27 protein-coding genes and 1 pseudogene are annotated in these 21,655 nt (G+C 71.6%); 15 read left to right on the forward strand and 13 right to left on the reverse strand.

The annotated features are described in order from the left end of the window. The first annotated feature begins 74 nt into the window (after positions 1-74). Positions 75-1,241: an MFS transporter gene (locus AB5J73_RS16355; RefSeq protein WP_370970520.1), complete on the forward strand. Its 1,167-nt coding sequence runs from the start codon at positions 75-77 to the stop codon at positions 1,239-1,241. Here AB5J73_RS16355 and AB5J73_RS16360 read toward each other — a convergent pair. Beyond that, positions 1,238-1,426 (reverse strand): DUF1918 domain-containing protein, encoded by a 189-nt coding sequence (locus AB5J73_RS16360; RefSeq protein ID WP_364518082.1) that lies wholly within the window; start codon positions 1,424-1,426, stop codon positions 1,238-1,240. The two genes, AB5J73_RS16355 and AB5J73_RS16360, sit on opposite strands and share 4 nt — an antisense overlap. A gap of 112 nt (positions 1,427-1,538) precedes the next feature. On the opposite strand from AB5J73_RS16360, the gene AB5J73_RS16365 reads away from it, so the two are divergent. Both AB5J73_RS16365 and AB5J73_RS16370 read left to right on the forward strand, forming a co-directional pair. Beyond that, positions 1,539-2,054 carry a TrmH family RNA methyltransferase gene (locus AB5J73_RS16365; protein WP_370970521.1) on the forward strand — a complete coding sequence of 172 codons (516 nt, stop codon included), beginning with the start codon at positions 1,539-1,541 and terminating at the stop codon, positions 2,052-2,054. Further along, complete coding sequence (locus tag AB5J73_RS16370; protein WP_370970522.1) at positions 2,051-2,605, forward strand: hypothetical protein; 555 nt, start codon at positions 2,051-2,053, stop codon at positions 2,603-2,605. The genes AB5J73_RS16365 and AB5J73_RS16370 overlap by 4 nt, the downstream gene beginning before the upstream one ends. On the opposite strand, the gene AB5J73_RS16375 is transcribed toward AB5J73_RS16370, so the two are convergent. From AB5J73_RS16375 to AB5J73_RS16385, 3 genes are read right to left on the reverse strand one after another with little or no spacing between them, the layout of a single operon-like run. Further along, positions 2,602-3,183: an HhH-GPD-type base excision DNA repair protein gene (locus tag AB5J73_RS16375; RefSeq protein ID WP_370973189.1), complete on the reverse strand. Its 582-nt coding sequence runs from the start codon at positions 3,181-3,183 to the stop codon at positions 2,602-2,604. The two genes, AB5J73_RS16370 and AB5J73_RS16375, sit on opposite strands and share 4 nt — an antisense overlap. A 5-nt stretch (positions 3,184-3,188) precedes the next feature. After that, complete coding sequence (locus tag AB5J73_RS16380) at positions 3,189-3,692, reverse strand: DUF2165 domain-containing protein (RefSeq protein ID WP_370970523.1); 504 nt, start codon at positions 3,690-3,692, stop codon at positions 3,189-3,191. Positions 3,693-3,713: 21 nt separating this feature from the next. Beyond that, positions 3,714-4,490, reverse strand: coding sequence for a helix-turn-helix domain-containing protein (locus AB5J73_RS16385; protein ID WP_370970524.1), 777 nt, complete (start codon positions 4,488-4,490; stop codon positions 3,714-3,716). 50 nt (positions 4,491-4,540) lie between these two features. Between AB5J73_RS16385 and AB5J73_RS16390 the strand changes: the two genes are divergently transcribed. Both AB5J73_RS16390 and AB5J73_RS16395 read left to right on the forward strand, forming a co-directional pair. Beyond that, the gene (locus tag AB5J73_RS16390) at positions 4,541-4,954 is read left to right on the forward strand and encodes a DUF2000 family protein (protein WP_370970525.1); all 414 of its coding nucleotides are present in this window, start codon (positions 4,541-4,543) and stop codon (positions 4,952-4,954) included. Positions 4,955-5,038: 84 nt separating this feature from the next. Then, positions 5,039-5,527, forward strand: a complete 489-nt coding sequence (locus AB5J73_RS16395; protein ID WP_370970526.1) for a hypothetical protein — start codon at positions 5,039-5,041, stop codon at positions 5,525-5,527. Here AB5J73_RS16395 and AB5J73_RS16400 read toward each other — a convergent pair. From AB5J73_RS16400 to AB5J73_RS16415, 4 genes are read right to left on the reverse strand one after another with little or no spacing between them, the layout of a single operon-like run. Then, on the reverse strand, positions 5,517-6,203 hold the full coding sequence (locus AB5J73_RS16400; protein ID WP_370970527.1) for a hypothetical protein: 687 nt from the start codon (positions 6,201-6,203) through the stop codon (positions 5,517-5,519). The genes AB5J73_RS16395 and AB5J73_RS16400 overlap by 11 nt on opposite strands. Beyond that, complete coding sequence (locus tag AB5J73_RS16405; RefSeq protein WP_370970528.1) at positions 6,200-6,817, reverse strand: class I SAM-dependent methyltransferase; 618 nt, start codon at positions 6,815-6,817, stop codon at positions 6,200-6,202. The genes AB5J73_RS16400 and AB5J73_RS16405 overlap by 4 nt, the downstream gene beginning before the upstream one ends. Before the next feature lie 9 nt (positions 6,818-6,826). Next, a complete protein-coding gene (locus tag AB5J73_RS16410; RefSeq protein ID WP_370970529.1) occupies positions 6,827-7,207 on the reverse strand; it encodes a DUF2203 domain-containing protein in 381 nt (126 codons plus the stop codon). Between the two features lie 25 nt (positions 7,208-7,232). Next, positions 7,233-7,742, reverse strand: a complete 510-nt coding sequence (locus tag AB5J73_RS16415; RefSeq protein ID WP_370970530.1) for a hypothetical protein — start codon at positions 7,740-7,742, stop codon at positions 7,233-7,235. 257 nt (positions 7,743-7,999) lie between these two features. Here AB5J73_RS16415 and AB5J73_RS16420 point away from each other — a divergent pair, with 257 nt between their 5' ends. Together AB5J73_RS16420 and AB5J73_RS16425 are read left to right on the forward strand one after the other, a co-directional pair. Beyond that, a complete protein-coding gene (locus AB5J73_RS16420) occupies positions 8,000-9,223 on the forward strand; it encodes an NADP-dependent isocitrate dehydrogenase (protein ID WP_003064245.1) in 1,224 nt (407 codons plus the stop codon). Positions 9,224-9,407: 184 nt separating this feature from the next. Next, positions 9,408-9,704, forward strand: coding sequence for a hypothetical protein (locus tag AB5J73_RS16425; RefSeq protein ID WP_086858088.1), 297 nt, complete (start codon positions 9,408-9,410; stop codon positions 9,702-9,704). A gap of 4 nt (positions 9,705-9,708) precedes the next feature. Here the strand turns inward: AB5J73_RS16425 and AB5J73_RS16430 are convergent, their stop codons facing one another. The 3 genes from AB5J73_RS16430 to AB5J73_RS16440 all read right to left on the reverse strand — a co-directional run bounded on the left by AB5J73_RS16430 (position 9,709) and on the right by AB5J73_RS16440 (position 12,322). Beyond that, positions 9,709-10,257 carry a permease gene (locus AB5J73_RS16430; RefSeq protein ID WP_370970531.1) on the reverse strand — a complete coding sequence of 183 codons (549 nt, stop codon included), beginning with the start codon at positions 10,255-10,257 and terminating at the stop codon, positions 9,709-9,711. Between the two features lie 79 nt (positions 10,258-10,336). Continuing rightward, positions 10,337-10,912, reverse strand: a complete 576-nt coding sequence (locus tag AB5J73_RS16435; protein ID WP_370970532.1) for a TetR/AcrR family transcriptional regulator — start codon at positions 10,910-10,912, stop codon at positions 10,337-10,339. A 669-nt stretch (positions 10,913-11,581) separates the two neighbouring features. Next, the gene (locus tag AB5J73_RS16440; RefSeq protein WP_370970533.1) at positions 11,582-12,322 is read right to left on the reverse strand and encodes an MBL fold metallo-hydrolase; all 741 of its coding nucleotides are present in this window, start codon (positions 12,320-12,322) and stop codon (positions 11,582-11,584) included. Positions 12,323-12,377: 55 nt separating this feature from the next. Between AB5J73_RS16440 and AB5J73_RS16445 the strand changes: the two genes are divergently transcribed. Then, on the forward strand, positions 12,378-13,184 hold the full coding sequence (locus AB5J73_RS16445; RefSeq protein WP_370970534.1) for an exodeoxyribonuclease III: 807 nt from the start codon (positions 12,378-12,380) through the stop codon (positions 13,182-13,184). 496 nt (positions 13,185-13,680) lie between these two features. On the opposite strand, the pseudogene AB5J73_RS16450 reads toward AB5J73_RS16445, so the two are convergent. Further along, positions 13,681-14,298: pseudogene (locus tag AB5J73_RS16450) on the reverse strand (chitinase); the annotation flags it as partial. Positions 14,299-14,863: 565 nt separating this feature from the next. Between AB5J73_RS16450 and AB5J73_RS16455 the strand changes: the two are divergent. The 6 genes from AB5J73_RS16455 to AB5J73_RS16480 all read left to right on the forward strand — a co-directional run bounded on the left by AB5J73_RS16455 (position 14,864) and on the right by AB5J73_RS16480 (position 20,107). Beyond that, entirely contained in the window at positions 14,864-15,217 is a 354-nt protein-coding gene (locus AB5J73_RS16455) for a hypothetical protein (protein ID WP_370970535.1), read from the forward strand. 704 nt (positions 15,218-15,921) lie between these two features. Continuing rightward, a complete protein-coding gene (trpS, locus tag AB5J73_RS16460; protein ID WP_370970536.1) occupies positions 15,922-16,956 on the forward strand; it encodes a tryptophan--tRNA ligase in 1,035 nt (344 codons plus the stop codon). After that, complete coding sequence (locus AB5J73_RS16465) at positions 16,953-17,453, forward strand: AAA family ATPase (RefSeq protein ID WP_370970537.1); 501 nt, start codon at positions 16,953-16,955, stop codon at positions 17,451-17,453. The genes trpS and AB5J73_RS16465 overlap by 4 nt, the downstream gene beginning before the upstream one ends. A 45-nt stretch (positions 17,454-17,498) precedes the next feature. Then, entirely contained in the window at positions 17,499-18,509 is a 1,011-nt protein-coding gene (gene yhjD, locus AB5J73_RS16470; RefSeq protein ID WP_370970538.1) for an inner membrane protein YhjD, read from the forward strand. A 57-nt stretch (positions 18,510-18,566) separates the two neighbouring features. Further along, positions 18,567-19,673, forward strand: a complete 1,107-nt coding sequence (locus AB5J73_RS16475) for an acyl-CoA dehydrogenase family protein (RefSeq protein ID WP_370970539.1) — start codon at positions 18,567-18,569, stop codon at positions 19,671-19,673. Beyond that, the gene (locus AB5J73_RS16480) at positions 19,670-20,107 is read left to right on the forward strand and encodes a helix-turn-helix domain-containing protein (protein ID WP_160700278.1); all 438 of its coding nucleotides are present in this window, start codon (positions 19,670-19,672) and stop codon (positions 20,105-20,107) included. The genes AB5J73_RS16475 and AB5J73_RS16480 overlap by 4 nt, the downstream gene beginning before the upstream one ends. On the opposite strand, the gene AB5J73_RS16485 is transcribed toward AB5J73_RS16480, so the two are convergent. Further along, positions 20,104-21,348, reverse strand: coding sequence for a D-alanyl-D-alanine carboxypeptidase family protein (locus AB5J73_RS16485; protein WP_370970540.1), 1,245 nt, complete (start codon positions 21,346-21,348; stop codon positions 20,104-20,106). The genes AB5J73_RS16480 and AB5J73_RS16485 overlap by 4 nt on opposite strands. A 43-nt stretch (positions 21,349-21,391) precedes the next feature. Between AB5J73_RS16485 and AB5J73_RS16490 the strand changes: the two genes are divergently transcribed. After that, the gene (locus AB5J73_RS16490; protein WP_370970541.1) at positions 21,392-21,625 is read left to right on the forward strand and encodes an SCO4848 family membrane protein; all 234 of its coding nucleotides are present in this window, start codon (positions 21,392-21,394) and stop codon (positions 21,623-21,625) included. Positions 21,626-21,655 lie beyond the last annotated feature (30 nt).

Consider the following 21,655-nt stretch of genomic DNA (forward strand, 5'->3'; position numbering starts at 1 on the left):
GAGTTACGTAGTACGGTGGTCGTCGAACTACGACGTTCATCGAACCAATCCCGCTCCGCTTGGGGGACCCACCCATGTCCGCACCCTCGTCCTCGAGGATCTCGGTGCTGGCCTTCGGCGCGTTCGGCGTCGGGACCAGCGGCTACATCGTCGCCGGGCTGCTGCCCGCGCTGACCGGCGAGCTGCACGTCTCGGCGACCGCCGCGGCCCAGCTCGTCACGGCCTTCGCCATCGCGTACGCGATCGGGTCGCCGCTCTTCGCCGCCGTCACCGGCACGTGGGAGCGCCGGACGCTGCTGGTCGCCGCGCTCGCCGTCACCGCCGCCGGCAACCTGTTCGCCGCGCTCGCCCCCGGCTACGGCTCGCTCCTGGTGGCCCGCGTGGTGACCGCGGTCGGCGCCGCGGTGTTCACGCCGGCGGCGAGCGCCGTCGCGGCCCAGCTCACCGCCCCGGAACGCCGGGGCCGCGCGATCGCGCTCGTGTTCGGCGGCCTGACCGTCGCGCTCATCTTCGGCGTGCCGCTCGGCAGCCTCATCTCGCAGCACCTCGGCTACCGGACGGCGTTCGCGCTGGTCGCGGCGTTCTCGCTGGCGAGCGCGCTGGCCGTGCGGCTGGCGCTGCCCTCGGTCGCCGCCCCGCCGCGGGTGAGCTTGGCCGAGCGGTTCGCCGCGGGCCGCGACCCGCGTGTCCTCGTCATGCTGGCCGTGACGGTCCTCGGCTGCCTCGCCGCGTTCATGGTCTACACGTTCGTGTCCCCGCTGCTGGCCGCGACCGCGGGCCTGCACGGCACGGCGGTCACGGTGCTGCTCTTCTGCTACGGCGTCGGCGGTGCGGTCGGCAACTTCGCCGGCGGCCGGGCGGCCGACCGCTGGGGTTCGCGCGCGCCGCTGCTCGTCGTGACGGCCTCGATCACCGTCGTCATGGCGCTGCTGCCGATCGCGACGACGACCCCGATCGCGGCCGGCGTCGCGCTGTTCGTCTGGGGCATGGCGACGTGGTCGTTCAGCCCGCCGGTGCAGCACCGGCTGATCGAGCTGGCCCCGGGCCACGCCGGCCTCGTGCTCTCGCTCAACGCGTCGGCGATCTACCTCGGCGTCGGCCTGTCCGGCGTGGTCGGGGGCGCTGTGCTCGACTCCGGCGGGCCGCTGATCCTGCCGGAGGTCGCGGCTGCCCTGACGCTGCTCGCGCTGGTGCTCGTCGGAGCGGCGTGGGGGCGGGTCCGCGAGCCGGTCGCCGCTTAGTCCGCGCGGGCCTGGACTTCGCAGTCGGGCCCGGGGTAGACGAGCGCCTCGTGCCCGTCGGCGAACCGGACCAGGTAGGGCGGCGCGCCGTCGGGCCCGCGGACTTCGAGGATCTCGCCGCGCTGCTCGGCCGACCCGACCGTCCGGCCGTGCACCTGGATTTCGTCTCCCACTCCTGCGTGCATGGGCTTCACCTCCGCATCCAGGGTAGGAGCGAAATCCGGTGCCCGGTCCCGGCGAACGGGTTAGGCTCCACGGCGTGATCAGCGAATTCGGAGGCGCCGCGCCTCGGCGCCGGTGAGCCCGTCGGTCCGGGTCCGCACGCCGGGCGAGCTGCGGAAGGCCCGGCGCAAAGCGCATCCCTGCTGGGGCCACCTGGTGGCCGCCCCGCTCTGGCCGTTGCACGGCGCGAACCTGGGCACGCTGCTGCGCACGTGCGACGCGGTCGGCGCGTGCCTGGCCGTCCCGCGGTTCCCGTGGGTGCCCGAAGCGCTGCGACGCGGGAACACGTTGCGGCGCCCGGCATGCGTGCACTGGGTGCACGACCCGCCGGGCTGGCTGGCCCGCGAACGGGCGGCCGGCACCCGGGTGGTCGGCGTCGAGCTGGCGGAGGAAGCGGTGCGGCTGGCCGACCTGCCGGCGGCCCGCGGCCGCACGATCGCCGTGCTCGGCCACGAGCAGACCGGCATCCCGCCGGAGGTGCTGGACCTGCTCGACAGCGTCGTCGAGATCCCGATGGTCGGCATCGGCGCCAGCCTGAACGTCGCCGTGGCCGGCAGCCTCGTGCTCTACAAACTCTCTGGACTGGTGTGAGCGGAACTCTGAAGTGGACAGTCGCGGAAAACGCGTCGTGGTGCGACCTGGTGTGCGGTGGGCGGTTCGGCCCGCGGGCGTGGACCAGCCCCACCCGCACCCGGGAGTACTACCCGGACGCGGTGACCCTGACCCACGACACCACCGCCGCCGATGTGCTCCCGTACATCGACGATTCCGCGGGCTGCTCGGTGAAGGACAGCTTCGCGACCCTGGACCTGCCGGGCTTCTCGGTGCTGTTCGAAGCGACGTGGCTCGCCTGCGGCCCGGGCGTCCCCGAACCGGGCTGGCACCGGACGGCGTCGCCGCTGGGGCCATCGGTGGCGCTGCTGTCCCACGGCGAGCACCGGGTGGTGGCCCACCGCGGCGAGAACGTGGTCGGGCTGTACGACTTCTCGGCCCCACCCGAATCCTGGCCGGGCGCGGTCGCGGCGGTGGCAGCGGCGTTCCCCGGCGTCCCGGTGGTCGGCTACGAACACGGCGACACCCTGCGGCTCGCACTGCACCACGGCGCGCGGCCGCTGGGCCCGTTGCGCGTCTGGGTGCGTTAGCTCGTCTTGGCCGCGGCCTTGGCGGCCTTCTTGAACGCCCGGACCTCGGCCAGGGTCTCGGCACTGGTGACGTCCGCGATCGACCGGCGCGAGCCGCGGTCCCCGTACGCGCCGGCGGCTTCGCGCCAGCCCTTCGGCTGAACGCCGCGCTGCTTGCCCAGCAGGGCCAGGAAGATCTTGGCCTTCTGTTCGCCGAACCCGGGCAGGGCCCGCAGGCGCTTGAGGACCTCGGGGCCATCGGGCTTCGGACGGCCGTCGAGCCAGATTCCTTCGGTGCGGCCGTCGTAGTTCTCGATGATGTGCTGCGCGAGCGCGTGGACGCGGCGGGCCATCGAGCCGCCGTAGCGGTGGATGGCGGGCGGTACGACGCACATCTCGACGAATGCCTCGACGTCGGTGGCGGCGATCTTCTGCAGCGAGAACCCGTCCATCCGGTCGGCGATCTTCCGCGGGCCGGCGAAGGCGTGCTCCATGGGGTACTGCTGGTCCAGGAGCATCCCGACGAGCAGGGCGAACGGGTCTTCGTTGAGCAGCTTGTCGCCCGCCGGGTCGCCGGTCAGGTGGAGTTCGCGCAGCATGCCGGTCATCTTGACACAGCTTGCTTCTCCGGCAGGTGCGCGACGACCAGTGCCACCGTCGCGATGAGGAAGTTCTGCAACGCCGGCTGCAGCCCGTTCCACTTCTCCGACTGCCACATCTGGAACCACTCGCCGCCGATCGCCAGGAAGCCGACGCCGAACAGCAGGATCCACATCACCCAGCCGAGGGTGGCGAGGCGCCGGGCGGTCGCGTCGCGGCCGCGGAGCCACTGGACCAGTGCCGCGATCAGCGCCAGCGCGCTCAGCGCCTCCCACGCGATGATCACGACGTACGCGGTGTTCTGCAGGCCCGGGCTGGTGATCGCGCGCCACATCATGTCCGGCGAGCGGAACGTCGTGTCCATCGCGAGCACGTGCTGGACGAACGCCTGGTTCGTGCCGAAGTCGGTGATGTTGCCGAACGCGATGAGCGCCATCTGGAGCGCGGTCATCGCGGTGAGGACGACGACCGCGGAGCGCAGGCCGCCGATCCTGGCTGAAAACCCCATGTCCGCAGCGTAACGACGCCGTCACCGGGTTTTCGCGTACCGCGACGGCGTCGTCCCCAGGTACCGCTTGAAGTGCCGCGTCAGGTGCGCCTGGTCGCTGAACCCGGCCGCGGCGGCGACCTCGGCCGCCGGGGCGCCGTCCAGCAGCAACCGGCGGGCGCGGTCGACGCGGCGGCCCGTCAGGTAGCGGTGCGGTGGCAGCCCGAACCGCGCCCCGAAGCAGCGGACGAGGTACGCCGGGTGTGCGCCGAGCGTCTCGCCGGCTTCGGCGAGCGTCAGCGCTTCGGGCAGCTTCGCGTCGAGGAGGTCCCGCAAATCCTCCGCCAGCCCGCGCTTCGGTTCCGGGGAGACCGGCCGGCCCAGGTGGGTTCGCAGCCGGTCGGCCACCAGGGCGAGCCGGCTCTCGGCCTCCAGCGCGTCGCCGGGGTGGGCGAGGGACTCGTGCAGCTGGTGGATGCGGGTCCGCAGCAGGCCGTCGGCGACGCTCGGCCGGTCCACCGCGGCCCCGATCAGGTCGTCGCCCAGCACCGACGTGTCCAGGTACAGCACGCGCTTGCGGAAGCCGTGGCTGGTCGCGGCCCGCCCGTCGTGGGCGACGTTCGGCGGCAGCAGCGTCACGGCCGGCCCGAGGGCGCCGTGGTGGTGGCGGTCGAGGTCGTAGCGGATGACGCCGTCGTCGACGATCAGCAGCGTCCACGTGTCGTGCGTGTGCAGCGGGTACGCGTGCGTCGTGAAGCGGGCGTGGAAGACCTCGGCGATCCCGGGGATCGCCGGCCGCCAGGCTTCGACGTGCGCCATGTCAAGAACGTACAAGACGCACGGGTGGCCGGCGGGCGAGTCTTCGGGGCATGAGTTCCTTCGACACGAAGATCGCCGTCCTGCTCCGCGACGACCTGGCGTCCTGGCAGCGGCTGAACGTCACCGCGTTCCTGGTGAGCGGGATCGCCCACGTGACCCCGGAGCTGATGGGCGAGCCCTACGAAGACGCCGACGGCACGGCGTACCTGCCGATGTTCGGCCAGCCGGTGATGGTCTTCTCGGGCACCGCGGACGTCCTCACCGCGGCGCACACGCGCGCCCTGGGCCGCGGCCTGCGGATTTCGATCTTCACCGACGAGCTGTTCCACACCGGCAACGACGTCGACAACCGGGCCGCGGTGCGCGCGGTGCCGGGGGAGAAGCTGGCGCTGGCCGGGCTCGCGGTCCACGGCCCGAAGAACGCGGTGGACAAGATCCTCAAGGGCGCGTCCCTGCACCGTTGAGTAGAAATCCCCTGTCCCCGTGGGCCCGGCGCTGCCAGCATGATCGGCGAGCCGCGAAAAAGCGGCCGGAAATGGGGAGAATCCGTGAAATCACTGCATCGCGCCGGCGTGGTCCTGACGGCGGCGGCCGGGCTGGGCCTGGCGCTCGTCCCGGTCGCTTCGGCGGACCCGGCGCAGACGGTGAGCTACACCTCGGAAGACGGCGCCTGGCCGATGCAGGGCAGCGTCCAGTACTCGTCGCCGGGCGCCGAGATCACCGTGCGGGAGCGCGACGGCAAGCTGGTGATCGACGTCGACGCGGGCTTCGACTACCTGCGCGTCGAGCTGAGCGCGCCGGCCGGGGAAACCCTGCACACCGGGCAGTACACGGGTGCGCGCTACCGCGGCCCGGAAGACCCGGCGCTGAGCACACCGGGCTTCTCGGCGATCACCGCCGGCTTCGGCTGCGGCGACGACTACGCGGACTTCACGATCGACCGCCTCGACGCGACCGGCGTGGACCTGACGTTCGTCCAGCACTGCGGCAGCCCGGACGGCCCGGCGACCCGCGGCGAGGTCCACTTCACCGCCTGAGCCGCTCGACCGGCGGCAAGACCCCGGTGGTCACCCAGGTGACCCAGTCCGCGGGCTCGAACACGCAGTTGCCGGACGACACCCGGCTCGCGTGCCTGCCGAGCAGCTGCACCGAGCGCCACAGCTCGTCGTCGGCGTCGTGGCGCTCGAACGCGACCGGGGCGGTCGCCCGGCAGAAGACGCCGGTCAGCGAACTCGCCAGCCGGTCCCGGCGCTGGAGGAACCAGCCGCCGGGATCGGTGGGCGTGCCCGCCTCGCCGCCGTAGGTGCGCCACACGACGTCCCGCTCCAGCCGCGTCGCGAGGCCGAGCGCGTCGGCGGACTCGAAGGCGCAGCGATCCGGGTACGGCGAGGGCGGCACCGGCCGCGGCTCGACCCCGAGCGACTCGAGCTCGAAGGCGGCAGCCGTCACGCGGATCCGCAGCGGGGCGAAGAACTCGACCGTCACGAGGCCGTCGTGTTCCCAGCTCCACGGTTCTTCCAGCGAGTGGTCCGCCGACGGCGGCTCGGCCGCTTCCAGCTCGGCCGGGTCGGCGCTCAGCTCGAAGACCTCGACGACCGAGACCTCACCCGGTACGAGCCGGTACTCCACGTACGCCTCGAGCCGCAGCGAGACCCGGCTGCCGTCCGTGGTGACCTCCGTCAGGTGGCCGTCGACGAACCGCTCGAGGTTCACGGAGCCGTCGCGTGCACCAGGAACACGCTGCGCACCCGGTCGCCGCCCTCGACGGTGAACGTCCGCGCCGAAGCGTCCACGAACCCCGCTGACGTCGCCAGAGCCGCCGCTCCGGCGTCGTCGGTCGGGAACGACAGGTCCCGCGGCACGAAGTCCGCGAACGCCCCCGACGGCTTGAACCGCGCCCCCGAAACGACCGAAAACGCCAGCCGGCCGCCCGGCCGGAGCACCCGCAGCCAGTCCTCGAACGCGACCGCCCCGAGGAAGTGCAGCGACGACGCGCACAGCACGACGTCGGCCGAGCCGTCCGCCGCCGGCATCGGGACCGCGGGCGCGACCTGCCACGAGATCACCCCGGACGGGTCCAGCGTGGGCGCCTTCGCCGTCGCACGGGCGAGCATCGCCGGCGACAGGTCGACCGCCAGCACCCGAGCCGGCTTCAGACGCAACGCCGCGTACGCCGCGAAGCCGGTCCCGGTCGCGACGTCGAGCACCAGCTCCGGCTCCGGCGGCAGCGGCTCGACCAGCGCCTCGGCCACGGAAACGTGGAAGGTGTCTTCGTCGTAGTGCTCGGCCGTGCCGTCGAAGAGGGCTGCCCTCGCGTCGTGGTCCACGGACCCAACCTAGCCGGGCCCACCAGTCGTTTTCAGCGGACGACGGCCGGCGAACCCCAGGTCGGTGCGGTGGTACCAGCCCAGCTCGCGATCACCCTCGAGCCAGCACAGCAGCACGTCGGTGCCGTCGAGCTCGGCCGGGAAGTCGACCAGCAGCGGCGCGAACCCCTTGAGCTCGGCGCCGGTGCGCTGGACCGTCGTCATGAGCTCGTCGAGGCGGGCCTGCGCGGCCTTCCACTCGGGCAGTCCGCCCAGCTCGGTGGTCCGGCCGCCCGGGCGCAGCGACGCCGCGAGCTCGGCGGCGTCGGCGCGGACGCGCACCAGTTCGTCGAGGACCGGCCGCAGCCGCGCCAGTTCGTCGCGTGCTTCCGCGACGGTGAACAGTCCCATCCGCCGATTTTGCCACCGGCGGGGTTCAGGCCTCCCGGCGCCGCCGCACCAGCGCGTTGGCCAGCCCGCTGCCGACCAGCAGGAAGCCCACGCCGAGCAGCCCGCCGATGAAGAGGAAGTCCATGACGCCGTAGGCGATGTCGCTCTTCGGCATCAGGTTGACCAGCCGGAACCCCCACTCGGGCACCGCCATCGAGGCGACGCCGGGCAGCACGCCGTAGATCAGCCCGCCCAGGATCGGGCCGACCGCGGACAGCGCGCCGAGCGCGGCGACGACCAGCAGCAGGATCGCCCCGCCGGCCAGCAGCGCGATGCCCAGCGCGTCGCGGTTGGTGCTGAGGGTGGCTTGGATCAGCTGCTGCTGGCGCAGCCCGCCCCAGCTCAGCAGCCCGAGGGCCACCGGTGTGAGCACGAGCCCGCCCAGTGCGCTGACGACGTGCGCGCCACCTCGGCGCGGCCGTTCGTCGCGAACGTCGGTGCTGTCTTCGTAGTCTTCGTAGTCGTCTTCGTAGTCGGCGTACCGATGGGTCGACATGGCCGTCACCTCCCGCATGATGAGTTCACGGGTGGCATCGTGCCTTGGTTCACCGCGGAACGCGACGCTCTCTCGGCGAGCGGTCGGCTGAGCCGAACGGTCGGCTCGGCCCCGTGAGCTGTGCCACAACGGGCGGGTGGAGACTTGATACCGGCCACTACTGGAACCATCCAGCTCGGTCAAGCAGTACGCTTGTACCGCTACCGGCGAGACTTAAAAGAAGAACGCGAAGATCCGCGGAAGGAGCACCGCTGCTCATGGCCAAGATCAAGGTCCAGGGCACCGTCGTCGAACTCGACGGCGATGAGATGACCCGCATCATCTGGCAGTTCATCAAGGACAAGCTGATCCACCCGTACCTGGACGTGAACCTGGACTACTACGACCTGGGTATCGAGGAGCGGGACCGCACCGACGACCAGGTCACGGTCGACTCCGCGAACGCGATCAAGAAGCACGGCGTGGGCGTCAAGTGCGCCACGATCACCCCCGACGAGGCCCGCGTCGAGGAGTTCGGCCTCAAGAAGATGTGGCTGTCCCCGAACGGGACGATCCGCAACATCCTCGGCGGCGTGATCTTCCGCGAGCCGATCGTCATCCAGAACATCCCGCGGCTGGTGCCGACGTGGACGAAGCCGATCATCATCGGCCGCCACGCCCACGGCGACCAGTACAAGGCCACCAACTTCAAGGTGCCGGGCCCGGGCAAGCTGACCGTCAGCTACACCCCGGACGACGGCTCCGAGCCGATGGAGTTCCAGGTCGCCCAGTTCCCCGAGGGTGGCGGCGTCGCCATGGGGATGTACAACTTCAAGAAGTCGATCGAGGACTTCGCGCGCGCGTCGCTGCAGTACGGCCTCGACCGCGGCCTGCCGGTCTACCTCTCCACCAAGAACACCATCCTCAAGGCCTACGACGGCCAGTTCAAGGACGTGTTCGAGGAGATCTTCCAGAACGAGTTCAAGGCCGACTTCGACGCCAAGGGCATCTCCTACGAGCACCGCCTGATCGACGACATGGTCGCCGCGGCGATGAAGTGGGAGGGCGGCTACGTCTGGGCGTGCAAGAACTACGACGGTGACGTCCAGTCCGACACGGTCGCGCAGGGCTTCGGCTCGCTCGGCCTGATGACGTCGGTGCTGCGCACGCCGGACGGCCGGACCGTCGAGGCCGAGGCCGCGCACGGCACGGTGACCCGGCACTACCGCCAGCACCAGCAGGGCAAGCCGACGTCGACGAACCCGATCGCGTCGATCTACGCCTGGACCCGCGGCCTCGAGCACCGCGGCAAGCTGGACGGCAACCAGGAGCTGATCGGCTTCGCGAACAAGCTGGAGCAGGTCGTCGTCGAGACCGTCGAGAGCGGCCAGATGACGAAGGACCTCGCGCTGCTCATCAGCAAGGACCAGCCGTGGCAGACGACCGAGGAGTTCCTCGCGACGCTGGACGACAACCTGGCGAAGAAGATCGCCCAGGGCTGAGTTCTCCCCTCGAGAAAGCCCCCTTCCCGATTCGTCGGGAAGGGGGCTTTCCTTCGTTCACAGCGCGTCACCTCGCGGTGACTTCGTTGGCGCCTCCGGGTGGTTGCTGCGTACGGCGCTGTCGGTCCGGGTAAAGGATTGCCTACCCTTGGCGGAGGACGGGGCTCGCGGGTTGGAGGAAGGCATGTCGAAGAAGACTCTGATCATCTTGGGCGCCATCGTCCTGGTCATCGTCGTGTACGCCATGAACACGGGCAAGCAGGCTTCGGGCGCTTCGGCCACCGGCTGCAAGGTGACCGTGACCGCGGACGTCCTGAACGCCCGCGAAACGGCGGACGGCAACGCCAAGATCGTCGGCAAGTACCTCCGCGACGCCCAGTTCGACGCCTTGCCGGGCGTGCAGAACGGCTTCCGCAAGGTCGCCGACGACAAGTGGGTGGCGGCCGCGTTCACCCAGCCCGTCGAGGGCTCCACCTGCTGATCCGTCAGACGCCGAGCAGGTCGGCCGCGAGCGTGGCGACACCGAACGCCGCGGCCGACAGGCCGAGCGTGCGAGCGCGCTTCGGATCGCGCTTCGCGGCGGCGCGCCAGTAAAGGCCGATGCCGACGGCCAGCACCAGCAGTTCGACGACGGCCGAGACGGCGGGCAGCCGCCAGAGCCCGAAGCCGAACGTGGGCAGGTCACCGGCGTTGCCGGGCAGGATCGGCAGGTCGGCGCGGTGCACGACCAGGTCGAGCAGCCAGTGCGAGAACACGACTCCGCCGAGGACGAGCCCGGCTTCCCGGCCGAGCCAGCGGCTCGCGACCGCGCCGAAGAGGGCGGCGAGCACGAGCGCGCCGACGAGCGAGTGCGTGTAGTCGGCGTGGATGACGCCGCCGCCGTAGCCCGCGCCGTCGACCGTCTCGACGCCGCTCAGGTAGAGCGGCACGAACACGACGTCGAGCCAGGCGGTGGCGAGCATGAGCGTCCAGACGGGGATCGACGGCCGGCCCGCCTTGACGGCGGCGGCCAGCCCGAAGTGGCCGGCGATCATCTGCGGGCCTCCGTCCAGGGGAAGCGGGCGTCGAGCACGCCCAGCCCGACGGTGAAGAGGAGCACGGCGAGGATGAAGCTCATGGTTTCTCCGCGTAGTTCGTGAGGCCTTGGACGAGCATGGATTTGAGGACTTCGAAGCTCTGGTCGACGTCTTCGGGCCGCCCGAAGCCGCCGGACGCTTCGAGCCCGGCGAAGCCGTGCACGGCCGCGCGGATGCAGCGGGTGGCGTGAACGGCCTGGACGTGGTCGAAGCCGAACGGCCTGAGCACGGCGAAGACGACCTCGGCGACGGCGTGGGTGGCCCGGCTGAGCTCGGTGTCCGTTTCGTCGGGCGCGGTCGTCAGCGCGTTGGTGCGGTGCGGGTGGCGGTGCAGGTAGGCGCGGTAGGCGTCGGCGAGGGCGCGGACCGCGGCCGCGCCTTCACGCCCGGTGGCGGCGGTCCGCAGCGCTTCGGCCATCTCCTGGACGACCGTGAGGTCGATGAGCCGGCGCAGGTCGGCGAGGTTCTTGACGTGCTTGTACAGCGAGGGCGCGGCCACGCCGGCGCGTTCCGCGACCTTGGCGAGGGTCAGGGCGTCGGCACCGGAGTCGTCGACGATCTCGAGGGCCAGGCCGACCACGGCGGTGGTGGTCAGCCCCGCTCTAGGGGACATCGGGTTGGCTACTTGGCATAGCTTTAAAGCTAATGACCGTAGCTTCGGTCGTCAAGGCGCGGTTTTTGTCGGTGGTCGCTGGTAGAACTCGGGGAGTCGGAAAACGCAGGTGAGCGGAGGTGGCGGCGACGTCCCGGGGGCGGGCGACAACTGAATGCGGCATGGGCTGAGGCGGGTGTCCGCGGGGTCTCCAGGGGGAGTTCCGCGGGCGCCGGGGCCGGCGGAGTGGAGCTAGGGGATGTGCTCGGACGGGGGTCTGAGCACGGCGGCGAGACTCCTCCGGCCTGCCGGACGGCGTGTTCCGTTCGCGTGGAGCTGGACTTGCCACCGCGGGACTCCTGCGGCCTGCCGGATGGCGGGGAGGGCGTGGTCCGCCCGCGACAGGCCGGACTTGCCACCGCGAGCCGTGTGGGCCGGGCCGGTCCCGCGCCGTCAGAGAGGGCGGGTTCCGCCGGGGGTTTCCCGGGCCGCGCTTGGGTGGGGGCAGGTTCTCCCGCGCCTGCCTTGGGCGGCAGCGGACGCGAGCCGAGATGTCCCGTCGGTGCTCGGCCGAGGCGTGGTGCGGCAGCACCCTCGCCGCTGCGAGCCGTGCCAGGGGCCACCGCCGCGGGCCGTGCGAGAGCCTGGACCGGCCACCGCGAGCCGTGCCAGGGCCCGGACCCGTGGCCGTCAGAGCGTGAAGGTCGCGTCCTCCTCCGCGACCAGCACCTCGCCGCCGAACTCGGCGCGTGCCTCGGCGGCCGCCGCCGCGCGGTCGGTGTCCGGCCAGAAGTGGGTCAACAGTAAGCGGCGTGCTCCGGCGCGCTCCGCCCAGTGGCCCGCCTCTGCCGCGGTCATCAAGAACCGGGGCTCTCCCTCCGCCGGTGGGGTGCGGAGGGTGGCGTCGCAGATGAACAGGTCCGCGTCGCGGCCGAGGTCGGCCAACACCGGCGACGGTCCCGTGTCCCCGGTGTACGCCACCGTGAGCCCGGGCGCCGTCAGCCGCACGCCGAAGTTCGGCACGTAGTGCGGCAGCTCGTGCGTCGTGAGGCGGAACGGTCCGAGGTCGGCCGGTGCGCCGAGGTCGTGCACCTCGAACAGCTGCTCCGGGTGCGGCCGCGGCTCCATCGCCGCCAGGCGCCGGACGGTGCCGGGCGTGCAGTGCAGCGGAAGCCGGCGCGTCGAACCGTGCGGCTCCTGGACCGTGTAGTACCAGGCTCGCCCGAGCGCGCTCACGTCCGCGAGGTGGTCCGGGTGCTCGTGCGTCACCACCACGGCGTCGGGCAGCCCGTGGGCGAACAGGCGCGACGCCGCGCCGTAGCCGAGGTCGAGGACGACGCGGAACCCGTTGTGCGACAACAGGAATCCCGCGCACGCCCGTCCGGGCTCCGGAAACCCGCCGCAGCTGCCGAGAACCGTCAGCTCACCCATGCCCGGCAGTCTGGCAGAGCGGCCACCGGCGGGCACGCGAGTTCCGGCCGGTAGCGTGCAGCAGGTGCTGACCGTCTCCACCGTGAACGTCAACGGCCTCCGCGCCGCCGCCAAAAAGGGCTTCGTCGAATGGCTCGCCGCCACCGAAGCCGACGTCGTCTGCTGCCAAGAGGTGCGCGCCACCGCGGAGCAGCTCCCCGCGTCGGTCGTCGAGCCCGAAGGGTGGTTCACGGCGCACGCACCGTCGGCCGTCAAGGGGCGCAACGGTGTCGCCGTGTACAGCCGCATCGAGCCCGAGGAGGTGCGCGTCGGCTTCGGGGAGCCCGAGTTCGAGGACAGCGGGCGCTACCTCGAGGTCCACCTGCCGAACGTCGTGGTCGCGAGCCTCTACCTGCCCAGCGGGGACGTCGGCACCGAACGCCAGGACGAGAAGGAGCGCTTCATGGCGGCGTTCCTGCCCTACCTCGTCGAGCTGCGGGCGAAGGCCGCCGCGGCCGGGCGCGAGGTCGTGGTCGTCGGCGACTGGAACATCGCCTACGACACCGTCGACCTGAAGAACTGGCGCGGCAACCGCAAGAACTCCGGCTTCCTGCCCGAGGAACGCGAGTGGCTCGGCCGGGTCTACACCGAGGCGGGCTACACCGACGTCCAGCGCCGGCTCGACCCCGAAGGCCCCGGCCCCTACACCTGGTGGTCCTACCGCGGCCAGGCCTTCGACAACGACTCCGGCTGGCGCATCGACTGCCAGCTCGCGACGCCGGGTCTCGCCGAGAAGGTCGTCGAAGTCGTGGTCGAGCGCGCGGCCACGTACGACCAGCGCTGGTCCGACCACGCGCCGGTCACCGCGACCTACGACATCTAGGCCGCGCTGTCCACGAAGTGGTTGTCGAACCGGTCCTGCGACGCCAGGACCTCCGCCGGTGACGCCTCGCCCGCCGGATCCGGTCGATCATCCGGAAGTACTCGAAGCGCTCGACGCCGGGCGTGAACACTCGCCGGTCCGACGAGGTGTGGGAGTGCGGCGTCGCCCCGTCGCGCCCGCGGCCGAGGGACGCGCGGTTCGTGCTCAGCCGCCCGCCGGTCTGCGGAGCGTCCGCGAGCAGGGTCATCGTGTCGGGGGTCGAACCGAGTACGCCGTCGACGCGGTCGTGTCGGCTGGGCACCGTGAACGCCCCGACCTCGACCCGACGCCGCGATGACCGAGCACACCGCGAACGTCTCCGAACTGCTGTCCGGACCGGAGCTGGGCCTGCTGGACAGTCCTGCGCAAGCTGCGGGGCCACCTCGATCCCCAGGCGTGACCGCGAAAAGGGCCTCCCCGGCAGTGCACCGGGAAGGCCCTTCTCGCCGCGCCCGGCTCAGCAGGACAGGTTGCCGCCGGTCGGGACCCCGAGGATCCCGGTGATCTGGGTGTACTTGTCGATCCGGCTCTGCACCTGGGCGGGGTTGCCGCCGTTGCACTCGATCGACCCGTTGATGCTGCGGATGGTCTCGCCGAACCCACGCTGGTTGACCATCGCGTCGTGCGGCGTCATGGTGCCCGGCCCGGTCTGGGTGTTCCAGTACCAGAGCCCGGTCTTCCACGCGACGGCCGAGTTCTGCTCGACCTGGTACGGGTTGCCGAGCAGGTCGATGCCGAGCGCGTCGCCCGCGGCCTTGTAGTTGAAGTTCCAGCTGAGCTGAATCGGACCGCGGCCGTAGTAGGCGGCCTGGCCGGCCGGGCAGCCGTAGGGCTGGCTCGCGTCGCAGTAGTGCGGGTAGTTCGCGGTGTTCTGCTCGACGATGTAGACGAGCCCGCCGGTCTCGTGGTTGACGTTGGCCAGGAACGCGGCGGCTTCCTGCTTCTTGACCGTGTCGTCGCCGGTGTTGGCGAAGCCGGGGTAGGCCGACAGCGCGTCGGTCAGGCCGCTGTAGGAGTAGAAGCTGTTGCGGTTCGGGAAGATCTGGTTGAACTGGGCTTCGCTGACGACGAACGAGGCGTCGGCCGCGGCGGACGCGGTCGTGGCCGGGAGCACGACGGCGGCGGCCGCCGCGGCGAGCGCGCTCACCGCCACTGCGGTGCGCTTCAAGAACCGGGTAATCGGCATTCGGGACTCCTCTTGATCACGCCGGTCGTGCGCGGTCCGACCGAGCCGAATGGGCTACTCCAAGAGGTATAGACCAATCACTATTGAGTGAAAAGTTTTCCGAATAAGACGACGCGATCGGAGCAGCGGACGCTGCGGCGAATGGCACAGCGTGAGCCGTTGTTGAGACGAATGGGTGACAGGTCGGTGGACACGAATCAGTCAGGCTCTACTTTGAGTGTGAGCGTTCCGTCTTCCGCAACACCCTCTTGGGCGGTTGGAGTGAACCGCAGGGGTGCCCGGACCGTGTTCCCGGTTGGGCGCTAGTCTCGGCCCCCGAGCCGATCGGGCCGGCAGGCCTTGACACGCTCGGTAGCTTTTTGACCAGCAACACGCAATGTCTCACTCGTATGGGTGAGCGTTTCGCTCGTCAATCGCGGGAGGCACTCCGGTGCGCAACCCAGGTCATCTCCTGTTGCGGTCCACGCTGCGCGGCTTCCGCGCGGCCGCGGTGGTCGCGCTGGTCCCGGCCACCCTGCTCATCGCGGGTGGCGGCAGCGCGTTCGCCGACGTCACGACGACCGCACAGGCCGAAACGACCGCGGAGAGCTTCGGCGTGCTCGGCCCGGTGGGCCTGGTCGCGGTCGCGCTCGGCATCGTCGGCATGACACTGGGTGTGCTGCGCCAGCGCCGCAAGAACCGCGTCGCCGAGGCCGCCCCGGCCACCCCCGAACCCCCCGGCCCGGTAACGGCCATGGCGGAAGCCGTCCTCGGCGAGCCCGACGCGACGCCGACCCGCCCGTTCCTCACCCAGCACCCGCAGGCCTGACCCGTCGGCTGGGCCCACGCGCTTCCGGCTGCCCGCGCCGCTGAGGTCGCTCACTTGCCCGCGCTGGCGGGCGCCCGCCGCGGAGTCGGCCTCGTCCGCTGAGCCACTCACCGCGCGGACCTGCGGGCCCGAGCCGCCGAGCGCGCCCCGCTGAACCTGCGCTGCACTGGTCCGCTTGCCCGCCTGCCTCGCTGCGTGGGCCGGCCTGCCGAGCCGCCGAGCCTCGAGCGGGCCGGCCAGTCGCCTGACTGGTCGCGCGGATCTGCTCGTCCGAGCTGCCGAGCGCGCCCCGCTGAACCTGCGCTGCACTGGTCCGCTTGCCCGCCTGCCTCGCTGCGTGGGCCGGCCTGCCGAGCCGCCGAGCCTCGAGCGGGCCGGCCAGTCGCCTGACTGGTCGCGCGGATCTGCTCGTCCGAGCTGCCGAGCGCGCCCCGCTGAACCTGCGCCGCACTGGTGCACCCGCCCGCCTGCCTCGCTGCGTGGGCCGGCCTGCCGAGCCGCCGAGCCTCGAGCGGGCCGGCCAGTCGCCTGACTGGTCGCGCGGATCTGCTCGTCCGAGCCGTCGAGCCGCCCAGCTGTCGAGCCGCCGCCGCGCCAGCCGCCGACCCGCCGGCGCCACCCTCCACGCCCCTGAGCTGCCGCGCCACCCGCCCTCCGAGGGACCTCGGCGCCCACCTCCTCGCCCGGCCTGAAAGAATCTCGGCGTGTCCGAAGAGCAGACCGTCGCAGCCGCACGCCGTCCGCGGGTCCTGTCGGGGATCCAGCCCACCGCCGACTCGTTCCACCTCGGGAACTACCTCGGTGCCCTGCGCCAGTGGGTGCGGATGCAGGACACGCACGAGACCTTTTACTGCGTGGTCGACCTGCACGCGATCACCGTCGAGCAGGATCCGAAGGTGCTGCGGCAGCGCACCCGCGTCTCGGCCGCGCAGCTGCTCGCGATCGGCATCGACCCGCAGCGCAGCGCCCTGTTCGTGCAGAGCCACGTCCCGGAGCACGCGCAGCTGAGCTGGGTGCTCGAATGCCAGACCGGCTTCGGTGAGGCCGGCCGGATGACGCAGTTCAAGGACAAGTCCGCCAAGCAGGGTTCCGACCGCTCCAGCGTCGGCCTCTTCACCTACCCGATCCTGCAGGCCGCGGACATCCTGCTGTACCAGGCCGACGCCGTCCCGGTCGGTGAGGACCAGCGCCAGCACCTGGAGCTCACGCGCGACCTCGCGCAGCGCTTCAACAACCGCCTTGGCAAGACCTTCGTCGTGCCCGAGCCGTTCATCATCAAGGACACCGCGAAGATCTACGACCTGCAGGACCCGACGAGCAAGATGAGCAAGTCGGCGTCCACCGCGAACGGTCTCGTCGAGCTGCTCGAAGACCCGAAGCGCTCGGCGAAGAAGATCCGCTCGGCGGTCACCGACACCGGCCGCGAGGTCAAGTTCGACGCCGAGAACAAGGCGGGCGTCTCGAACCTGCTGACCATCTACTCGGCGCTCACCGAGCGGACGATCGCGGACCTCGAAGCCGCCTACGAAGGCAAGGGTTACGGCGACCTCAAGAAGGACCTCGGCGAGGTGTTCGTCGAGTGGGTCACGCCGATCCAGGAGCGCGTCAAGTCCTATTTGGACGATGTCGCGGAGCTGGACAAGGTCCTCGCCGCCGGTGCCGAGCGCGCCCGCGAGGTGGCGTCGAAGACGCTGGCCAAGACCTACCAGCGGATCGGGTTCCTGCCGCCGGTGCGGTGAAGCTGATCCTGCTCAACGGCCCGCCGGGCAGCGGCAAGTCGACGCTCGCCCGGCGCTACGCCGACGACCACCCGCCGGCCCTGGCGCTGGACGTCGACCGGGTCCGGGCGATGCTCGGCGGCTGGCGCGCGAATCCCGGTGAGGCGGGTCCGTTGGCCCGGGACATCGCGGTCGCCGCCGCGCGCACGCACCTGAGCGCGGGTCACGACGTCGTGGTGCCGCAGCTCCTGGCCCGCCCGGGTTTCGCCGAGCGGCTCGAAGCGCTGGCCGACGAAACGGGCGCCGCGTTCCACGAGTTCGTGCTGCTCCCCGGCCGCGAACTGGCCCGCCGCCGCTTCGAGGCGCGCGGCCCGTCGGAAATCGAGACGGCGACCCCGTTGAGCAGCGCCGAACTCGACCGGAGCTATGCAGCCGTCGAGGCGTTCGCCGCGAGCCGCCGGGCGCGGGTCCTGGCCGGTGCGGACGCCTACGAAGCGCTGCGAACCTCCCTCACCTGAGCCGCTCGCGTTGCAGGAGTCACCGGGCGTGGTTAGCGTTTCACAGTGGCGAACGAAGAGAAGGAAAAGCTCCTGCCGCGCCTGCGCAGGAAGTACCCGTGGCTCGATCACCTGATCCGCGCCAACGACGCCTTCACCGAGCGGTACGGCAACCACTACGCCGCCGCGATCACCTACTTCAGCGTGCTGTCGGTCATCCCGCTGCTGATGGTCGCCTTCGCCGTGGTCGGGCTGGTCGTCAACAACGACCCGGCGATCATCAAGCAGATCTCCGACAGCATCAACAACTCCGTCCCCGAAGGCCTGCGCAGCCTGGTCAAGGGCATCGTGGACGCCGCGCTCAAGTCCGGTGGCGGGGTCGGGATCTTCGGTCTGCTCATCGCCCTCTACTCCGGCATCGGCTGGATGGCGAACCTGCGTGACGCGCTCACCGCGCAGTGGGGCCAGGAGAAGCAGCCGCAGCCGTTCGTCAAGCAGACCGCCAAGGACCTCGTCGCGCTGGTCGGGCTCGGCGTGGCGCTGGTCGTTTCGTTCGCGCTGACCGCGGTCGGCGGCGGGGTCGGGCAGTTCCTGCTCGAGCTCGTCGGGCTCGAGCAGCAGACCTGGGCGATCGTCCTGCTCCGCGGCGCGACCATCGTGCTCGGCCTGGCCGCCAACACCCTCGTCTTCCTCTGGGTGATCGCGCGGCTGCCCCGCGAGCGCGTCGCCCTGCGCAGCGCCGTGAAGGGCGCCGCGTTCGCCGCCGTCGGGTTCGTCATCCTGCAGCAGGCCGCCACCTTCTACCTCGCCAGCGTGACGAAGTCGCCGGCGTTCGCGCTGTTCGGGCCGGTCATCGGCCTGCTGGTGTTCGCGAACCTCGTCTCCCGCTTCCTGCTGCTCGTGACGGCGTGGACCGCGACGGCGAAGGAGAACCAGCGCAAGATCGTCGAGCCCCCGCCGCCGGTGCGGCTCGAGCAGAGCGTCACCGTGCAGCGCGGGCCGGGCCTCGGCGCCGTTGCGGGCGCGTTCGGCGCCGGGGCGCTGCTCGCGTGGTTCGGGGGCCGCCGCAAGCCTTGACAGCGGGTGGGTCGGTAAAGAAACTGAACCGGTAAGAAATCTGAACCGGGGGGTTTCATGCTGGACGCCGCCCGCGAGTGCGCCGCGCTCGCCAAGACGCTCGCGCCGGTCACCGAGCGGGACCGCGCGCTGCCGGCCGAGCTCGTCGCGAAGCTGACCGACGCCCAGCTCCTGCGCAGCGGCGTCCCCGGCCACCTCGGCGGGCCCGAAGCGCCGCCCGCCGTCAGCCTCGAAACCGCGGAGACGGTCGCGCGCGGCGACGCGTCGGCCGGCTGGTGCGTCTCGATCGCCGTGACGAGCAGCCTGCTGTCGGCGTACGCCCCGCGGAAGTGCGCCGAAGAGGTCTTCGGCGACCCGCGCACCGTCGCCGCCGGGGTCTGGGCGCCGCGCGGCACCGGTGAAAAGGTCGACGGCGGGTACACCGTGTCGGGCCGGTGGGCGTTCTGCAGCGGGATCCCGCACTGCGACTGGCTTTTCGCCGGGTTCGTCCACGAAGGACAGCTCTACGTCGCCGCGCTGCCGAAGACCGGGATCGCCGTGCTCGACACCTGGCACACGAACGGCCTGCGCGGCACCGGCAGCCACGACTGCGTCGCCGACGCGCTGTTCGTCCCGGACCACCGCGTCTTCTCGGTCATGGGCGGCCCGCCGCCGGAAGCCGGTGCGCTGCACCGGTTCCCGCTCTTCGGCTTCTTCGCGCTGTCCGTCGCCGCGGCCGCGCTGGGCAACGCGCGCGGCGCGATCGACGACCTCGTCGAGCTGGCCGCCACGCGGAAACCGCTCGGCTCCAGCCGGTCGCTGGCCGAACGGTCCCAGACCCAGGCCGCCGTCGCGGAGGCCGAAGCCGCTTTGCGCGCGGCGCGGCTGTTCTTCTACGCCAGCATCGACGACGCCTGGCAGGCCGCGCAGGGCACCGAACCGGTGCCGGACGCGCTCAAGCTGGGCCTGCGCCTCGCCGCCACGCACGTCACGCGCACCGCCGCGAAGGTCGCCGAAAGCATGTACGACCTCGGTGGCGGCGCCGCGATCTACGAGACTTCCCCGCTGCAGCGCCGGTTCCGCGACGCCCACACCGCCACCGCCCACTTCCAGGTGAACCCGGCCAGCTTCGAGCTGTCGGGGAAGCTGCTCCTGGGGGTCCCGGCCCGCACGGAGCAGCTGTGACCGACCTCGGCCACCGGTTCACCGCGGACTCCGTCGGGCGCGCGCTCGACCTGGTCGGCGAGCGGTGGAGCCTGCTCATCCTGCGGGAGGCGTTCTTCGGCGTGCGCCGCTACGGCGAGTTCGCGCGCACGCTCTCGATCCCGCGCCCGACGTTGTCCGCCCGGCTGAAGACCCTCGTCGACGCCGGTGTGCTCGACCGCGTGGACCCGGTGCCCGAATACCGGCTGACCCCGGCCGGGCGCGACCTCTTCGGCGCTGTCGTCACGCTGATGCAGTGGGGCGACCGGCACCTCGCCGGGCCGGAGGGGCCACCGATCCTGTTGCGGCACAACGACTGCGGCGAGATCGCCGAGACGTTCGTCGCCTGCGGGCACTGCGGCGGCGCGATCGCGACCGACCGGGTGACCCCGGAACCCGGGCCCGGGTTCCGCTAGTTCGCGGCCTTCTTGCGCTGGTGCCCGACGGCGAACCCGCCGACGATGATCAGGAACACGACCAGCGTGATGATCCAGCCGGTGACGCCGAACGGGTCGTCCTCGGCCGAGGCGGCCGTGGACGTTCCGCTGTTGCCGGTGCCGCCGTCGGCCAGCACCGACGGGTCGCTGCCGGGCGCGTCGGTCGACGGCGCCTGGTAGGTGATCTGCCCGACCTGCTCGGCGCGGTCGTCTTCCAGTGCGAAGCCGTAGTCGAGCAGCTTCGCCGCCTGGTCGACCACCTTCGTCGGCTTCTGCTCGGCGCGCAGCATCACGACCGCGAGCCGCTTGCCCTTGCGCTGCGCGGCGCCGACGTAGGTGTGGCGGGCGTCGTCGGTGAAGCCGGTCTTGCCGCCGAGGAAGCCGGGGTAGACGCCCAGCAGCTTGTTGTCGTTGAAGACCGGGATCGCGGGCTTGCCGCCGGCCGGCGGGATCTCGAAGTTCTTCGTCGCGACGACCTTCGCGAACTCGGGCTGCTTCATCGCGTAGTGGAAGATCAGGCTGAGGTCGTAGGCCGACGTCGACATGCCCGGCCCGTCGAGGCCCGACGGCGTCGCGGCCCGCGTGTCCAGCGCGCCGATGCGGGCCGCCAGCGCGTTCATCTTCGCCACCGCGGAGTCGACCCCGCCGAGCGCGGTCGCCAGCGCGTGCGCGACGTCGTTGCCCGAGTGCATCAGCAGGCCGTGGAGCAGCTGGTCGACCGTGTACTGGCCGCCGGCGACGAGGCCGACGCAGGTGCACTCCTGCTCGGCGTCCTCCTTCGTCGCGACGAGCACCTGCTGCGGGTTCAGCTGCGTGACGACGACGAGCGCGAGCAGCGTCTTGATGAGCGACGCGGGCCGCTGCCGGGCGTGCGGGTCCTTCGCCGCGACGACCGCGCCGCTGTCGAGGTCCTGCACCAGCCAGGACGCCGCGGTGTTGCCGTCCGGCGGGTTGAGCGCGCCGTCCGGGGTGATCAGGCCGCACTCGGCCATCCGCGGGCCGCCGACCGGGGCGGCGGGCACGGCCAGCGGCGCCGGGGCCTGCTTGCCGGGCGCGGGCTTCTCCGACGTGTCGACCGGCGGCGGGGGAGCGAGGTGGTTCGCGCACTGGCCCTGCTGCTGCGGCGCCGCGCCCGCGGTGACCGGGGTGCCCAGGGCCAGGAGGGCGGCGGCGAGCGTCGTCGTGAAGACCTTGAGCGACCGGGAGACAGCGGAGTGCACCCACGCAATCTAGCGCCGCGGCCGTCGGCGCATACTCAGGGGCATGCGCCTTTCCCGACGAACCTCGCTGTTCCTGCTGGCCTTCGGCGTGTGGTCGTGGATCATCTGGATCACGTTCGCCAAGAACCTGTGGGAGAGCGACCGGGCGTGGGCGCCCGACGGCTCGCCGACCGCGTACTTCGTCGTGCACGCCGTGCTGACCGTCGTCTCGTTCGTGCTGGGCACGATCATCGGCGTGCTGGGCTGGCGCGGGGTGCGCACGCGCGCGTCCTCCTGACTTTGGTCGGTGGCGCGGTCCCCGGGGCCG

Origin of the sequence: Amycolatopsis sp. cg9 (assembly GCF_041346945.1) — a bacterium.
Taxonomy (GTDB): Bacteria; Actinomycetota; Actinomycetes; order Mycobacteriales; family Pseudonocardiaceae; genus Amycolatopsis.

What these genes read in the sequence shown, in the direction of transcription:
- AB5J73_RS16355 (WP_370970520.1), top strand. Translation starts at nt 75, where the DNA reads ATGTCCGCACCCTCGTCCTCGAGGATCTCGGTGCTGGCCTTCGGCGCG.
- AB5J73_RS16360 (WP_364518082.1), bottom strand. Translation starts at nt 1,426, where the DNA reads ATGCACGCAGGAGTGGGAGACGAAATCCAGGTGCACGGCCGGACGGTC.
- AB5J73_RS16375 (WP_370973189.1), bottom strand. Translation starts at nt 3,183, where the DNA reads ATGCTGCGCGAACTCCACCTGACCGGCGACCCGGCGGGCGACAAGCTG.
- AB5J73_RS16380 (WP_370970523.1), bottom strand. Translation starts at nt 3,692, where the DNA reads ATGGGGTTTTCAGCCAGGATCGGCGGCCTGCGCTCCGCGGTCGTCGTC.
- AB5J73_RS16385 (WP_370970524.1), bottom strand. Translation starts at nt 4,490, where the DNA reads ATGGCGCACGTCGAAGCCTGGCGGCCGGCGATCCCCGGGATCGCCGAG.
- AB5J73_RS16390 (WP_370970525.1), top strand. Translation starts at nt 4,541, where the DNA reads ATGAGTTCCTTCGACACGAAGATCGCCGTCCTGCTCCGCGACGACCTG.
- AB5J73_RS16410 (WP_370970529.1), bottom strand. Translation starts at nt 7,207, where the DNA reads ATGGGACTGTTCACCGTCGCGGAAGCACGCGACGAACTGGCGCGGCTG.
- AB5J73_RS16415 (WP_370970530.1), bottom strand. Translation starts at nt 7,742, where the DNA reads ATGTCGACCCATCGGTACGCCGACTACGAAGACGACTACGAAGACTAC.
- AB5J73_RS16420 (WP_003064245.1), top strand. Translation starts at nt 8,000, where the DNA reads ATGGCCAAGATCAAGGTCCAGGGCACCGTCGTCGAACTCGACGGCGAT.
- AB5J73_RS16425 (WP_086858088.1), top strand. Translation starts at nt 9,408, where the DNA reads ATGTCGAAGAAGACTCTGATCATCTTGGGCGCCATCGTCCTGGTCATC.
- AB5J73_RS16430 (WP_370970531.1), bottom strand. Translation starts at nt 10,257, where the DNA reads ATGATCGCCGGCCACTTCGGGCTGGCCGCCGCCGTCAAGGCGGGCCGG.
- AB5J73_RS16435 (WP_370970532.1), bottom strand. Translation starts at nt 10,912, where the DNA reads ATGTCCCCTAGAGCGGGGCTGACCACCACCGCCGTGGTCGGCCTGGCC.
- AB5J73_RS16440 (WP_370970533.1), bottom strand. Translation starts at nt 12,322, where the DNA reads ATGGGTGAGCTGACGGTTCTCGGCAGCTGCGGCGGGTTTCCGGAGCCC.
- AB5J73_RS16475 (WP_370970539.1), top strand. Translation starts at nt 18,567, where the DNA reads ATGCTGGACGCCGCCCGCGAGTGCGCCGCGCTCGCCAAGACGCTCGCG.
- AB5J73_RS16490 (WP_370970541.1), top strand. Translation starts at nt 21,392, where the DNA reads ATGCGCCTTTCCCGACGAACCTCGCTGTTCCTGCTGGCCTTCGGCGTG.